We start from the raw sequence: 12,430 nt of genomic DNA on the forward strand, positions 1-12,430 counted from the left end.
CATAAGGCACCTCCTGAATAGGGGTTTGTGTGATCTTCCTAGCCTACCAGGATCGGCCTGGTAGGCAGGAGGTGCCTTTTTAGAGGATTATCAGGTCTTGAAATATAAGAAACTGACAATTCAAGACCTGACCCCTATCTCTCGTAAAGTTGGTCGTTGAGCCGATCTTCGAAGCGGACTTCTGCGACAGTTCCTACGGGTTTCGTCCAAAGAAGTCAGCCCATGACGCTGTCAATGATGTGGCGTACTCCATGAACAAGGGCTACACCGAAGTCATTGATGCTGACTTATCAAAGTACTTCGACACCATCCCCCACGCCAACCTTCTGGCTGTGGTCGCCGAACGCATCAGCGACGGTGCAATTCTGCACCTGATCAAGATGTGGCTTAAAGCGCCGATCATGGAAGTGGACAGGGATGGGACGAAAAGAAATGTCGGCGGTGGCAAGGGCAACCGCAAAGGTACGCCGCAAGGCGGAGTCATCTCACCGCTGCTCGCCAATCTCTACCTGCATATGCTGGACAGGATCTGGGAGCGGAACAAGCTGCAACAACGGTTAGGTGCCCGCATCGTCAGGTATGCAGACGATATTGTCATCCTTTGCCGGAGAAGTAAGTCCGGACGGGCCATGGCAGTATTGCGACAGATACTGGAGCGGATAGAACTGACCCTGAACGAGACAAAGACCAAACGAGTCAATGCCTACGAGGGAAAGTTCAATTTTCTTGGATTTGAAATCTGGATGGGCAAGAGCCGCAGAACCGGGGAATACTATGCCCACGTTCAGCCTTCGAAGAGAGCGATCAAGACGATCAAAGACCGTGTAACGGTCCTGACAAGAAGGGGGCGGACACTCGTGCCACTGGAAAGAGTGATCAACGAGGTCAACTCTGCACTGCGGGGGTGGGTAGGATACTTCCACATTCGCAACTGCAGCAAAACCCTTGAACACGTTCGGGGACACGTTGAACAGCGATTGCGGACCCACCTCAGCAAACGCCACAAGGTCAGAGATCGCAGAGCAGGATATGCTCGGTTTGGCAATGGAGTTCTGTACACGAAATACGGGCTCTACAAGGTGCCGACGACAGCGGGCTGGACGAGGGCGCATGCCCTGCGGTGAAGAACATCGGAAAGCCGTGTGCGGGAAAACCGCACGCACGGTTTGATGAGGGAGGGCTGGAGACGGAAACTATGGCCCGGCTATTTAGGCACCGGCAGACGAAAGGGCCGGAAACGGGTAAGCCGCGCCTGTGGTGAAAGGAACCAGCTCTCTACTCTACCCAGTTTTTGTGTTATGTCCCCGGAATTTACGCGTCACCCCGCCAAGGGCGGAAGTGCTAGGTGATAACTATCTCTGTACAGTTAGTGTATTTTTCCATGACGGTAAAGACGCCATGGCATAGTTTTTGTTCTCGCATAAATGAGTGCAATAGTTCGATTGTGCAATATTACCGCCAACCTCTTTATAAACTTTTGATAACCTTCCACATCCTTTTTGTATACCGACTTGCTTGACTCAACCCTATGGGCTATTTCACCTCGGAGATCTATTAAATCTTGTAACTTCTTCTTTGCCTTATCATTACTCATTCCAGGCCAATAGAATTCTCTGGAGGCCGATGTTAAGCCAATCAATTCAGAATAGAGCTTGTCGATATTCTTGCAGCTTGGCGTATTAAAACTTCCTTTTACGATATATTTATTAAGTATTTCATCCTTGTGGGCACTTAAAGCAGCTTTCCAGCCATCATCTGCTAACATCCATACATCTAAAGCACCTGCTTTGGCTATTCGTTTCCCTGCGACCGCTAAAACGTGATCAGGAAATATAGACGGTTCAGAAGCAACATTTAGCATGTACTCAAAAGCGTTTCTTGCAAGGTCTTCTACGTATGCCTCCCAACAAGCAAGAGTGATGATAATTGCACTTTTGTTGAGAACCTGAACATCCCGCTTCCTGCCAGGTCCTGCCCCTGCGACTATGGTGTGTATATCCATCAACCTGGCGACCTCACTCATGTTCTTTTGGATTCCTAGAACATGTGGGGCTGCAGGCCTTAGTCTCCTGCGGATTGCCACAATGACTTACCCTCCATACGCTAACGACAAAGCTCGCCTGCCGCTATGGAGCGCCAGCGAAATAGCGGTCAGGTGGAACGCCTTGTTCGGCCAAATTCTCCTAATATTTCATCAGCATACTGATGAACATCAATGTTGTTAATAGCGTCAATAACCAAATCGGATTTCCAGACATGACCAATCTCTAAAGACTCATAATCTTTTATTCCCAATTTCGTATTATGAACTATTTCTTCTAAGAATTTGTTTTTGCCAACCATTTGCATACTGGCATAAATGCCAATGAATTGCCGTACAACACCTGGCGAAACAGAGTTCCCATCCACGTTTTCATACATACCATTTGCTACTGCAAAAACTGGAGAACCTGACATGCCTGGAAATGCTGATACATCAACAAGAACTAAAGGTTTTTCTTCAAAATTTACACTTGGCTCGCTTGCTAAGGTGCCAGATTTCCATACAGGTAACGCATTTGCGGTGTCATAATACCCATAAGGATATCCAACTAATGATATATCAGTTGCAGGTCTAATTTTCATTCTTGGATTAGCCCATTCTTCTGAAAGACAAAAAACCTTGCAGTCTTTTGAACATTCTGCTGGTAGAGGGATTATTGCAAGGTCAGCTTCTGGATAGGTCATACTAGAAATCCATAACGGTCGCCCCGAAGGGGTAAATAGGGGAAGGACTGTATTTCTTACTCTACCTGTCTCTATTTCTGACTCATGAAACTGGAAAAGAATATTGTCCCCTATGGGAGGTTTTCTTTCATTTGGGGCCGACCCAGTTAACACATGATAGTTTGTTACTAAAAATAGGACTTGGTTTTCGTCATTTTTTTTAACGAAATAAAATCCTGTACCTTGCGAAACTACTTGTTCACCTTGTCGTAGAAAGATAGGTGTCGTTGAAAGCGATATGTGATCAATTATCATTGGTTTCCTCAGCCGAACTCTTTATTATCTCTCCCCATCCTTTATCCCGAATGGCAGACGCTAACTCCATTCCCAAACCACATCTGGCACCATTGGATGCCTTCGTAATCAATGTGTTAGACAATCTTGCACCCTAATTACCCTGTTATGTCTGCTCATCCATAGCAACGGATTCCAATATCTGTGCACTTTTGCAGTTCGGAGAAAAAACAAAAAGCCGCCCGGTTGGGTTTTTCCCGGACGGCTTTTGTTCTTTGTGTCATGTCCCCCTCCTATATAACGGCTTTTTGTTAGCGTCTTTTTATCGCATTGTCAAGGCTGTCATCGTCACACCAGTCGTTCCAGAAGTCCCAGAGCGAGGGCGCTGGAGGGACGTTGTTTAAAAGGTGAATTAACGGCCCCGCCCTCTGTCAGATTCAGCCAATCCCCGCCAGCTCCGCCACGTCCCGCAGGGGAAGCATGGTCACTTTTTCATCGACGGCAAACGGCTGCCGGCCGGGATAGACCACCCAGAGGTGTTCCAGCTCGAGATCTTTCAGGGCGCTACGCATCGAGCGGGTTATCTTCGGCGCTTCGTTGAACTTGAATTCCACTCCGTAACGGCGCCCGCCGCGGAAGAACAGCAGGTCGAGTTCGGCGCCGCTGTAGGTCGCCCAGAAGTAGGTGTCGGCCGAACCGATGCGGGCCAGTACCTGCTCCAGGGCAAACCCTTCCCAGGAGGCGCCAAGCCGGGGATGGCCGAGCAGCGTGTTGCGATCGGGGATACTGAGCAGGCTGTGGACGATGCCGGAGTCGCGCAGGTAGATCTTGGGGGCCTTCACCTGCCGTTTGGCAAGATTTTCGTGCCAGGGCTGTAACTGCCGCACCATGTAGGTTCCGGTCAGAATATCGAGATAGTGGCGAACGGTCTTGTCTGACAGGCCCATCGACCGCCCCAGCTCGGAAGCATTCCAGGTTTGCCCGTGCGAATGGGCAAGCATTGTCCAGAAACGCCGCATCGCCGCGGCGGGAATGTTGATGCCGAGTTGTGGGATGTCGCGCTCCAGGAAAGTGCGGATGAACCCTTCGCGCCAGGCCACGCTGTCTTCATCCGTCCCGGCGAGAAAGGAACGCGGAAATCCACCCCGCAGCCAGAGCCTGTCATGATCGGCAGCGGGGATTTCACCCGTGTGGAACCCGGCCAGTTCGACAAACTCGACCCGGCCGGCCAGGCTTTCGGAAGCGCTGCGAATGATTTCCGGCGATGCACTGCCGAGGATCAGGAAGCGGGTGGAACTGTCCGCCCGGTCAGCCAGGACCCGCAAGATGCCGAAAAGTTCCGGGTTGTGCTGAATCTCGTCGAGAACAACAAGTCCGTCAAGAGAGGACAGATAGAGTTCTGGATTCTGCAGACGGGCCTGATCGGAGGGCGATTCCAGGTCAAGATAGTGGACGGTTTTTCTTTCCCTGGCAATCTGCCGGGCCAAAGTGGTTTTGCCACATTGCCGGGGCCCGAGAATGGCCGTGATCGGTGATCGGTTCAGGGCCTGGTTGACGGCGGCCTTATATGGTGTCCTGGCAATCATGCGAAAAGATTATCATTGAAAATTCGGAGCGTCAATCCGAATTTTCAATGATAAGAAGCAGGGTCGGGTCTTGAATTGTAAGAAACTGATAATTCAAGACCTGCCCCCAGTCTTTGCTTCGTCAATGGCCATCGTCCCTCCTGTGGCGGGAATTGTAACCCCAAGCTATGGCCATTTACGCAGAATTCTTACACCCTCGTTGTAAAATTTCTTTTTTCATGTATTGTTTTATAAGTGCTTGAAAAATAATAGCTGTTGCTTTTTTCTACAGGATCTATCGTGACAACAAAGGCGAAGCATAAAAAACTGACAGTGCTGCAAGTAGCAACAATCAACAAGCCAATCAAACCGGATCTCGGTTATGGCCCAATAGAAACTGTTATTTACAATATTGATAAAGGACTTCGATCTTTAGGTCATCGGTCCATCGTTGCTTGTTCCGCTGATTCCTGTGTTACTGGGGAACAACACGTGACTGTTCAGCGAAGTCTCGGTGACTATGTGCGTGAAGGCACACAGGAACAAAAAAAAATCGTTAAGACGCACCTTTCGAGGGCACTGAAAAGGGCAAAGATGGGCGACATTGATGTCATTCACATGCATGGATGGTTGGATTACATTTATGACGGTATATTCAGTCCGCCTCTGCCAATCGTGATGACTCTTCATGTGCCCGCAAATGACAGTTTGATTAAAAAAGACCACTGTCAGCGGTTCAACACCATGCAAAACCCTTACATGCATTTCGTAGCAATAAGCGAATACCAAAAACAGCAATATAATGGCTTGATGAATATTAAGACTATCCATCATGGAATTGAAATACGAGACTGGCATTTTAAAGAGCAGCCGGTCAAAGGTAGCTATTTATTCACTATAGGCAGGATAACCCAGGTCAAGGGGCAGGATAAAGCCATAGAAGTTGCGAAAAAGACAGGTTTCAAGCTCATCATTGCCGGTTGTGTCCAGAACAAATTCGCAGACCAGGAGTTTTTCGAAAGCTTGAAGGGCTCTATCGACCTATTTGTTGACATTGGTAAACATCGTGTTGATAAGGACTATTATGAGAAGGTAATGAAGCCTTTACTGGACTGCGACAAACAGATTATATACCTCGGAGAGCTCAGCAGCGAGCAAAAAAAGCAATGGTATCTGCATGCATGGGCCACCTTGTTTCCTATACAGTGGGGAGAGCCATTTGGACTCGTTCTGATCGAATCAATGGCGTGCGGCACTCCAGTCCTGGCATTCAAAGAAGGAGCCGTTCCAGAAATTGTGGTGGACGGTAAAACAGGGTTCGTGATGAATTCTCTAGATGGCATGATTGGGGCAGTTGACCGCATCAACAGCATCGATCCTCGTGAATGTCAGAGGCACGTGCAGAATCATTTCTCCATTACAAGTATGGCCCAAAAGTATTCAGAGTTGTATCAGCAGATACTCGACAAGTATAAAACATCAGTCAACTTTGGCAGGTTACCGATCGACAATATTTCGAAACCTCTTCCCCCTGGCAATATAGCCTCGGAAGGGAACTACTATGCCTAAAGACATTCCGGTAAGCAACGGCAATCTCCTTTTTAATTTTGACTCGGATTACCGAATTCGGGATGTGTATTTTCCTTTGATAGGCCAAGAGAATCATTCAAAGGGACATCCCTTTCGGTTCGGGGTATGGGTGGATGGACGCTTCTCCTGGATAGGTTCGGAATGGAAAAGGGATCTGAGATATCATGATGACAGCCTCGTGACTGATGTTTTCCTGAAAAGCGACGTTTTGTGTTTGGAGCTTCGCTGCAGTGACGCGGTTGACTTAGACTTGAACGTATATATCAAAAAAGTCGAAGTGACAAACCTGGAGGGGAAAGATCGTCAAGTGAGACTCTTTTTCACTCACGACTTTCACCTTTATGGCAATGATATTGGAGACACGGCTTATTTTGATCCGCGAACCCGTTCCATCATCCATTATAAAGCTAACCGGTACTTTCTCATCAATTGTTCCGGGGCCGAAAAGGGGGGTGTCGAGCACTACGCTTGCGGGATCAAGGGGATGGAGGGACAGCAGGGAACCTGGAAAGACGCTGAGGATGGCGAACTTAGTGGACATCCGGTCGCCTGGGGCTCTGCCGACTCCACGATCGGAATACGCCTGCACGTGCCCCCAGGCGGGAGAGCAACGGCCTTTTACTGGGTGGCTGCAGGCACGGGGTACCATGAGGTAGCTCAACTCAACCAGGCTGTTTTGGAGAAGACGCCGACAGAGCTGATTAATCAAACGTCGGATTACTGGACAGCGTGGGCTCAAAAAGAGCCCAGGTACTTTGGGGATCTGCCCAAAACGGTCACCGACATTTTCAACCGAAGTCTCCTCGTTTTGAGAACGCAGATTGACAACCGGGGAGCAATCATCGCCGCAAATGACTCAGATATCGTTCGTTTTGGGCAGGATACTTATTCTTACATGTGGGGCCGCGATGGGGCCTTTGTCGCCGCTGCGCTGGCGAAGGCCGGCTACCTGAATGTATGCAGGAAATTTTTCGACTTTAGCGCCCAAGTTCTGTCCGAGGAGGGATATCTTTTCCAGCATTATAATCCGGATGGCTCGCTGGCCAGCAATTGGCACTCTTGGTTAGTGGATGGAGAGGAGGTTCTCCCCATACAGGAGGATTCGACAGCTCTGGTGCTCTGGGCGCTATGGATACACTACCAGTGTTCGAGGGACGTGGAATTCATAAGGCCTCTCTACAAGAAGCTTATTCAAAAGTCCGCCGACTTTTTGCTAGCGCACCGCGATTCTGAAACCTTGCTGCCCATCCCCTCCTTTGATCTCTGGGAAGAGCGTTACGGAGTGCACTCCTTTACCGTTGCAGCAGTGATTGCCGGCCTCAGAGCGGCGGCGAATTTTGCAAGACTCTTTCAAGATACCTCCTTGGCCGAGACATATGACACAGCGGCCGGTCAAATGAAGCAAGGGCTTACTGAGCACCTATACCACACTGGTCTAAAGAGGTACGCCCGCTCAGGTTACCGGAAGGGCAATGGCTATGAACTCGATGAAGTAATCGACGTCAGCCTTTTGGGACTCATAACTCTGGGAGTATTTTCACCCCAAGACCCGAGGATGATCGAAACGATGAAGGCCATACGCCAGCAATTATGGCTTAATACTCCTGTTGGGGGTTGTGCCCGGTACCAGGATGATGTCTATCAACGGCCAGGTGATAGCCCAGAGAATATCCCTGGCAACCCATGGTTTATCTCAACGCTCTGGTTGGGAGAATGCTTCATCGCTCGAGCCGAAAATCTTCAGGAGCTTCATGAAGCACTACCTTACCTCGAATGGTGTGCGAAAAATGCACTTCCTTCTGGTGTGCTTGCAGAGCAGGTGCACCCTGCAAACGGTTGCCCTCTTTCTGTTTCCCCGCTCACATGGAGCCATTCCGCCTACGTGTGGGCAGTACTGCAATACACGGAAAAGTTCAACTCTTTACAAAAAAGAGGCTAACGGGGTCACCTATTAAAAGGCTGTCCGTCTAAGAATAGGGACGTTGTTGCTTTGTTGCTTTAGCCTGCTACACTCCAACTTATGCTCCCCCGCAAAAATTCCAAAAAACCACCCCTCCTGCGCAGAAAAGGGGTCGAAAAGGGGTCGTGCTTGACAAATTGACAAAAGCGCCTTTTCCGCAATTGAGGTAGAACCTGCCGCTGGTCATTCCAGTCGCGCACGACCAATTGCACCACCCTGTTAATCACCAGGGCCGAATCGGCCCCGGTTCTTTTTTCTGACCGGAGAGCGGATTCCTTCCTTTCTTGCGCGCCGCCGCTTTACCAATCGTGGTATTATTGATCAAAGAATTGTGAGATAGACGTGGTGTCCTGCGGGCACCGACAGCAAGAAGGAGTCCATGATGAATCTGTATGCATACGCATTGAACATAGAAACCAGCGGCATCACGTTTTACCGGCAGATGGCCACCCGGGCGCAGGGCGAGGGCATCCGGAAGATTTTCACCCTGCTGGCCGAGGACGAGGAAACCCTGCTGCAGAAACTGCGACTGATCAACAAGCGTTTCCCCGAGTTTGCCAGGCTCGACTGTTCCGGTCTCGACGGGGATGACAATCCCTTCGCGCGCCTGAACGGCTCGAGCGATGCTCCCGCAGTCGCCAACGACCTGGAAGCCTACCAGCTGGGCATCGCCATCGAGCGGGAGATCGTCGACCACTACCAGCATCTCGCCGAGGCCGAAGGCGATCCGGACACCGCCCGCCTGCTCTTCTGGGTCGCTGCTCTGGAGCGCGTCGAGCTGAGAGAGATCGAGAGCCTGTTCGATTTTGTCAACGCCCCGAACGAATCGCTCGAGTGGGGCGAGTTCAGCAATCTCGACGAGTTCCACAATTTTGGCCGCTACGAGGATCTGCGACAGGGGGATCTCGATCTGCCCGTCATGCCCGAAGTTAAGCACTGAGTTTTCGCACGGCGGCATCCGGAACGCTTCGACCACCTGGCCCGTCACCTCGCCCGGGCGCCTCGCGCGAAGGGAAAGGGGGGCTTTCATGGCCCAGAACATCACGCAAAAAATTCTCTCCACCCACCTGGTCGAGGGTGAACTGATTCCCGGCGAGGAGATCGCCATCCACATCGATCACACGCTGCTGCAGGACGCCACCGGGACCATGGCGATGCTCGAATTCGAGGCTCTTGGAATCGACCGGGTCAAGGCGGATCTGGCCGTGCAGTACGTCGACCACAACCTGCTGCAGACCGACTTCAAGAACGCCGACGATCACAAATACCTGCGCACGGTCAGCGCCCGCTACGGCGTGCACTACTCGCAACCGGGCAACGGCATCTCGCATATCGTTCATCTCGAACGTTTCGGGCGGCCGGGGCTGACCATGCTGGGCGCCGACAGCCACACGCCCGGGGCTGCCGGCGTGTCCATGCTGGCCATCGGCGCCGGAGGGCTTGATGTCGCCCTGGCGATGGCCGGGCATCCCTACCATCTCCCCTGTCCCGGGGTCCTGGGCGTCAGGCTGACCGGCCGGCTGCCCGACTGGGTCAGCGCCAAGGACGTCATTCTCGAAATGCTCCGGCGCTACGATGTCAAGGGATGTGTCGGCATGGTGGTGGAATATTTCGGTCCGGGGGTGAAAACCCTCTCGGTGACCGACCGGATGACGATCGGCAACATGGGTACGGAGCTCGGAGCGACCTCCACGGTTTTTCCCTCCGACGAGCGAACGCGCCGGTTTCTGACGGCCCAGGGACGCGAGGACGACTGGCGCGAGCTGCAGGCCGACCCCGGCTGCGGCTACGACGAGCTGGACGAGATCGATCTTTCTCGGCTCGAGCCCCTGATCGCCTGCCCGACCTCGCCGGGAAACATCAGGACCGTGCGTGAAGTGGCCGGGACTCCGGTCGACCAGGTCATCGTCGGTTCGAGCGTCAACGGCAGTTATCGCGACCTGATGGTCACGGCCTGCATCGTTGACAAGCGCCATTCGGCGGCGAATCTGTCCTTTCACGTCAATCCCGGCAGCCGGCAGGTGCTGGAAAATGTCGCCGAAAACGGCGGCGTGATGATGCTGCTGCTGGCCGGCATCCGCATCCATCAGTCCGGCTGCCTCGGCTGCATCGGCATGGGCCAGGCGCCCGGAACCGGACAGGTCAGCCTGCGCACCTTCCCGCGCAATTTCCCGGGTCGCTCGGGGACCGAGGGCGATCAGGTCTATCTCTGTTCGCCGGAGACGGCGGCGGCGTCGGGCCTGAAGGGAGTGATCACCGACCCGAGAGATCTTGCGGCCGAGATGGACTATCCGCGGATCAGCGATCCGGAGACGTTCGTGGTCGATACCTCGTCGATCCTCTTTCCTGACGAGGAACGCTTTAGCACCGAGGTGGTCCGGGGGCCGAACATCAAGCCGTTTCCACGGCTCGAACCCCTGCCGGGAACCCTGGAAGGAACGGTCGTCATCAAGGTCGGGGACAACATCTCCACCGACATCATCATGCCGGCCGGCAGCAAGGTTCTGCCGCTGCGCTCCAACATCGAGGCGATCAGCGACTATGTCTTTTACCAGATCGACGAGGACTTTTCCCGCCGCTGCCGCGAACTCGGCGATACGGTCGTTGTCGGCGGCGACAACTACGGCCAGGGATCCAGCCGCGAACACGCGGCCCTGGCCCCGCGTTATCTCGGCGTGCGGGTGAAAATCGCCAGGAGCTTCGCCCGCATTCACCAGGCCAATCTCTGCAACTTCGGCATCCTGCCGCTGACCTTCAAACATGCCGAAGATTACGACCGGATCGAGCCGGGCGACCGACTGGTCGTCAGCGACGTTCGCCGGCTGCTGGAAAAGGGCGCGCGGGAGATTCCGGTCACCATCGGAAAGCGTCAGATTGTCACCCTGCTCGACGTCTCCGAGCGCCAGCGCCGCCAGCTGCTGGCCGGGGGGACGCTGAACGAGGTGCGCGACCGGCTGAGGACTGCCTGAAGGGGGAGGGGGCGTGAGGCGTGACGGGCGGCATGAAAAAACGGCCAACCAGCGAGTGCTGGTTGGCCGTTTCCGCTCAGGGGTTGCGGGTTCAGTTCTTCGTGCCCTGTCGCCTGACGAAGAACAGCCGGCGGATCCAGGGGTGTCTGCCGGTTGCCGGTGGCTGTTGTCCGTCGCGGGGCGGGGTGAGCAGATGGTCGAACAGGTCGTGATAGCCCATGTAGTCCATGATTTCCTCCTTTGTCTGCTGACCGCGGTTGTCGTCCCGTCGCCGGCTGCCGGCGGCGGGGGCGCGTACCCTCACGGGGAGGGGATGGTACGGGGGCGATTCTAGCGGTGCGGGACGGCGAAGGGCAGGCAGCTTTGCGCAGGATCTGCTGACGTACCGAGCCTGTACCGAACGGGGATCGGCACAGGGAGGGTCCGGGAGGATGCGGACGGGGCGAAGGCGAGGGTGTGCGGAGGACTGCAGCGGTTTCAGCCGGGCAGCAGCAGCCTTTCGGCGTTGCGATGGCAGATCAGCTCCTTAGCCTCCGGACAGAGGTCGAGCCGGCAGACGGCCTCGGCGTTCGCCCTGATTCCCGGCACGCCGGGAAAGTCGCTGCCGAAGAGGAACTTGTCGGCAAGCCGCGGCAGCGAGGGATAGAGCTGCAGCAGGTTCTGCGGCGGCAGTCCGCAGATGTCGATGTAGACGTTCCTGTGCCGTTTGACCATGAATTCGGCCTGCTGGTACCAGAAGCCGCGCCCGCCGTGCGCCAGGATGATGGTCAGTCCGGGAAAATCGGTGGCGACGTCGTCGTAGGTGTAGGGATCGGCGTAGCGCATTTTCGCGCCGGTGAAGATGGAGGTGCCGGCGTGCATCATCACCGGCATGTTCAGCTGCATGCAGCGCTCGTAGACCGGGTAGAGGTTGCGGTCGTTGACGTAGTGCTCGCAGTGGACGGGATGGATCTTCAGCCCCTTTATGCCGAGGGCGAGCTGCCGCTCGAATTCCTCCACCGGGTGGTGCAGCAGCGGGTTGATAAAGCCGAAGGGGATGAAGCGCCGGAAACGTGCGGCGATGGCGACGACCCGTTCGACCGGGTGGACGCCGGCGATTTTCGGGGCGTATTCCGGCAGCAGCACGGCGTGTTCGACGCCCTCCTCGACCAGGATGCGGTGCAGTTCGTCGTCGACCTGGTTGCCATCGTGGTCGTACAGCCGCTTCTGGTAGCGCGAGCCGAGCGACATCAGAAAGGTGAACGCCTCTTCGGTCCACTCGTGCCGGTCGCCGCTGTGGATGTGCACGTCGAAAATCTTCATTGGGCATTCCCTTTCCGGCTCCGTCGAAGGGCCGTTTCCGCCGG

The 12,430-nt window shown here is 54.1% G+C and carries 10 protein-coding genes; 5 read left to right on the plus strand and 5 right to left on the minus strand.

All coding sequences use genetic code 11. The annotated features are described in order from the left end of the window. Positions 1-149: 149 nt before the first annotated feature. Positions 150-1,124, plus strand: coding sequence for a reverse transcriptase domain-containing protein (locus tag EDC39_RS13925; RefSeq protein WP_246140264.1), 975 nt, complete (start codon positions 150-152; stop codon positions 1,122-1,124). A 242-nt stretch (positions 1,125-1,366) separates the two neighbouring features. On the opposite strand, the gene EDC39_RS13930 is transcribed toward EDC39_RS13925, so the two are convergent. The 3 genes from EDC39_RS13930 to EDC39_RS13940 all read right to left on the minus strand — a co-directional run bounded on the left by EDC39_RS13930 (position 1,367) and on the right by EDC39_RS13940 (position 4,586). Then, complete coding sequence (locus EDC39_RS13930) at positions 1,367-2,023, minus strand: HEPN domain-containing protein (protein ID WP_148897006.1); 657 nt, start codon at positions 2,021-2,023, stop codon at positions 1,367-1,369. Positions 2,024-2,151: 128 nt separating this feature from the next. Beyond that, complete coding sequence (locus tag EDC39_RS13935) at positions 2,152-3,021, minus strand: trypsin-like peptidase domain-containing protein (protein ID WP_148897007.1); 870 nt, start codon at positions 3,019-3,021, stop codon at positions 2,152-2,154. 416 nt (positions 3,022-3,437) lie between these two features. Then, positions 3,438-4,586 carry an ATP-binding protein gene (locus EDC39_RS13940; protein WP_148897008.1) on the minus strand — a complete coding sequence of 383 codons (1,149 nt, stop codon included), beginning with the start codon at positions 4,584-4,586 and terminating at the stop codon, positions 3,438-3,440. Between the two features lie 279 nt (positions 4,587-4,865). Between EDC39_RS13940 and EDC39_RS13945 the strand changes: the two genes are divergently transcribed. The 4 genes from EDC39_RS13945 (at position 4,866) to EDC39_RS13960 (ending at position 11,084) form a co-directional block, all read left to right on the plus strand. Further along, positions 4,866-6,134: a glycosyltransferase family 4 protein gene (locus EDC39_RS13945; protein WP_148897009.1), complete on the plus strand. Its 1,269-nt coding sequence runs from the start codon at positions 4,866-4,868 to the stop codon at positions 6,132-6,134. Beyond that, positions 6,127-8,094, plus strand: a complete 1,968-nt coding sequence (locus EDC39_RS13950; RefSeq protein WP_148897010.1) for a glycoside hydrolase family 15 protein — start codon at positions 6,127-6,129, stop codon at positions 8,092-8,094. Before EDC39_RS13945 ends, EDC39_RS13950 begins: the two co-directional genes overlap by 8 nt. A gap of 403 nt (positions 8,095-8,497) precedes the next feature. Beyond that, positions 8,498-9,055: a ferritin-like domain-containing protein gene (locus EDC39_RS13955; protein ID WP_187426818.1), complete on the plus strand. Its 558-nt coding sequence runs from the start codon at positions 8,498-8,500 to the stop codon at positions 9,053-9,055. 88 nt (positions 9,056-9,143) lie between these two features. Then, the gene (locus EDC39_RS13960; protein ID WP_148897012.1) at positions 9,144-11,084 is read left to right on the plus strand and encodes an aconitate hydratase; all 1,941 of its coding nucleotides are present in this window, start codon (positions 9,144-9,146) and stop codon (positions 11,082-11,084) included. Positions 11,085-11,175: 91 nt separating this feature from the next. Here the strand turns inward: EDC39_RS13960 and EDC39_RS15395 are convergent, their stop codons facing one another. Then, positions 11,176-11,313 carry a hypothetical protein gene (locus EDC39_RS15395; protein ID WP_187426819.1) on the minus strand — a complete coding sequence of 46 codons (138 nt, stop codon included), beginning with the start codon at positions 11,311-11,313 and terminating at the stop codon, positions 11,176-11,178. A gap of 248 nt (positions 11,314-11,561) precedes the next feature. Then, positions 11,562-12,386 carry an amidohydrolase family protein gene (locus tag EDC39_RS13965; RefSeq protein ID WP_148897013.1) on the minus strand — a complete coding sequence of 275 codons (825 nt, stop codon included), beginning with the start codon at positions 12,384-12,386 and terminating at the stop codon, positions 11,562-11,564. Between the last annotated feature and the right edge of the window lie 44 nt (positions 12,387-12,430).

The sequence above is a fragment of the Geothermobacter ehrlichii genome (assembly GCF_008124615.1).
Classification (GTDB): domain Bacteria; phylum Desulfobacterota; class Desulfuromonadia; order Desulfuromonadales; family Geothermobacteraceae; genus Geothermobacter; species Geothermobacter ehrlichii.

Excerpts from the sequence above, each read along its gene's own strand:
- EDC39_RS13930 (WP_148897006.1), bottom strand. The coding sequence starts at position 2,023 with ATGAGTGAGGTCGCCAGGTTGATGGATATACACACCATAGTCGCAGGG.
- EDC39_RS13960 (WP_148897012.1), top strand. The coding sequence starts at position 9,144 with ATGGCCCAGAACATCACGCAAAAAATTCTCTCCACCCACCTGGTCGAG.
- EDC39_RS13935 (WP_148897007.1), bottom strand. The coding sequence starts at position 3,021 with ATGATAATTGATCACATATCGCTTTCAACGACACCTATCTTTCTACGA.
- EDC39_RS13950 (WP_148897010.1), top strand. The coding sequence starts at position 6,127 with ATGCCTAAAGACATTCCGGTAAGCAACGGCAATCTCCTTTTTAATTTT.
- EDC39_RS13955 (WP_187426818.1), top strand. The coding sequence starts at position 8,498 with ATGAATCTGTATGCATACGCATTGAACATAGAAACCAGCGGCATCACG.
- EDC39_RS13940 (WP_148897008.1), bottom strand. The coding sequence starts at position 4,586 with ATGATTGCCAGGACACCATATAAGGCCGCCGTCAACCAGGCCCTGAAC.
- EDC39_RS15395 (WP_187426819.1), bottom strand. The coding sequence starts at position 11,313 with ATGGACTACATGGGCTATCACGACCTGTTCGACCATCTGCTCACCCCG.
- EDC39_RS13965 (WP_148897013.1), bottom strand. The coding sequence starts at position 12,386 with ATGAAGATTTTCGACGTGCACATCCACAGCGGCGACCGGCACGAGTGG.